Source organism: Mesorhizobium sp. M1A.F.Ca.IN.022.07.1.1, assembly GCF_003997575.1.
Classification (GTDB): Bacteria; Pseudomonadota; Alphaproteobacteria; order Rhizobiales; family Rhizobiaceae; genus Mesorhizobium.
This window is the reverse complement of sequence record NZ_RZST01000603.1, coordinates 1-1,624: the sequence shown is the minus strand read 5'-3', so window position 1 is coordinate 1,624 and position 1,624 is coordinate 1. Positions and strand designations below refer to the sequence as shown.

Annotated in this window: 3 protein-coding genes; 2 read left to right on the top strand and 1 reads right to left on the bottom strand. The window is 62.5% G+C overall.

What is annotated here, in order from left to right:
• The coding region (locus EOA75_RS34665; protein ID WP_206517108.1) for a hypothetical protein at positions 1-221 on the top strand (221 nt) is incomplete at its 5' end.
• A gap of 30 nt (positions 222-251) precedes the next feature.
• Positions 252-572, top strand: coding sequence for a hypothetical protein (locus EOA75_RS32655; protein ID WP_127326122.1), 321 nt, complete (start codon positions 252-254; stop codon positions 570-572).
• A 172-nt stretch (positions 573-744) separates the two neighbouring features.
• Here the strand turns inward: EOA75_RS32655 and EOA75_RS32650 are convergent, their stop codons facing one another.
• Entirely contained in the window at positions 745-1,341 is a 597-nt protein-coding gene (locus EOA75_RS32650) for a YdeI/OmpD-associated family protein (protein WP_127326121.1), read from the bottom strand.
• Between the last annotated feature and the right edge of the window lie 283 nt (positions 1,342-1,624).

Sequence of the window (1,624 nt, the reverse complement as noted above, 5' to 3'; positions counted from 1 at the left end):
GTTGCGGCGCAGACGATGCCGGCCGCGCCTTGCGCGACGGGGCGGCCGCCGGCACCGCCCATGTCGCGACCCAGCCGGGGCAGGTCGAATTGACCAGCAAGCGCCCCCTCCCCGCCAGACACAATCCGGAAACAAGATTCAACAGCCCGGAAAAACTCGCGAAAAGACCGGCTGTCATAAGCGGCACCGGAGCAGCCGAACTACGGCCAGCGACAACCTGATATCGATCTTCGAAAAAGGAATGCCGACTTATGAAAAAGACCCTTCTCTCCGTTCTCGGCCTGGCGGTCGCGCTTGCTTTCGCGGTGCCGGCGCTCGGCACTACCGAAGCCAACGCTGCCGCGACCACGACGGCTGCGACCACGACGACCACCGCGGCTCCGGCTGCGGCCACCGAGACGGCCAAGCCGGACGCCAACGGCCCGCACAAGAAGCACGTCAAGCATCTTCGCCGTCACGCCCGCAAGCATCACGTGAAGAAGCACTCGAAGCATCACGCCAAGAAGCATCATGTGAAGCACCACACCAAGAAGCGTACCCACAAGAAGCACGGCAAGAAGCTCGCCGCATAAGGCGCGTCGCCGGCTTTTGGCTTTTCAGCGATTGGCCAAAGACTTCATGACCGGATGATCCCGGACCGCTTCAACAGGGTTCGGGATCATCGCTTCCCGGAAACGCCGTCCCTCAAAGGCGGCGTTTTTGCTTACCGGGTCGCTGGCGCGGTCGTCCGGTCCGGATCGTGCCCTACTTCTTCTGCGGATAGATCGTCTCGCCGCGCTTCAGCATTTCGACGAACGTCTCGATCTTCTTGTTGCGCCCCGCCTCGGTCTTCATGTTGTGGACGCGGAAGGCGAGCGCGAAACGGTTCTGCGCCGAAAGCTTTGCCAGCATCGCTTTGGCCTTCGGTTCGGCATCGATCGCGGCCTGCAGGTCGGTCGGAATTGTCATCTCTTTCGAGCCGCCATAGGCGCGGTCCCAGCGGCCATCGGCTTTGGCCGCCTCGACTTCGCGCAGGCCATGCTCCGTCATGCGGCCCTCTTCGATCAAGCGCGCGACGTTGTCGACGTTGATCCTGCTCCAGATGCTCTTCCTGCCGCGCGGCGTGTAGCGCTGCAGAAAGCTCTTCTCGTCGAGCGACTTGCGCACCGCATCGATCCAGCCGAAGCAGAGCACGACGTCGATCGCTTCCTTCGGCGTGATCGAAGGAAGGCCAGAGCCAACCTTGTGGATCTTGATCCAGACCTCGCTTTCGCCGGCGTGGTTTTGGCTGAGCCAGGCGCAGAAGCTTTCAGCGTCCGAGAACTCGTGGACCGTGCTCGGGTCGACCTTGATGGGGGCCATCGGTGTTCCTTCTTTTGCGTGAGCCGAGGCTCCGATCTTCCCCTTTGTTGGGAGACGGCCGGCAGGCCAGAGGGCGCGCTGTCGCGCCAATCCGTCGTCGCCGCTTTGGCTTATAGTCGTGGGGAGTTTAAGGCCGCGTTCCTTCGCGCGCCGTCTGCCCTGCTGGCTGAATTATCAGAGCCGCGCCAGCCAACCATCGGACTCTCCGATAACACTATCGGTTTCTTCCGTTTCCGCTCCGCCGGCCGGCCTGCCACATCACCGTCCATGCAAAGGAAAGGCA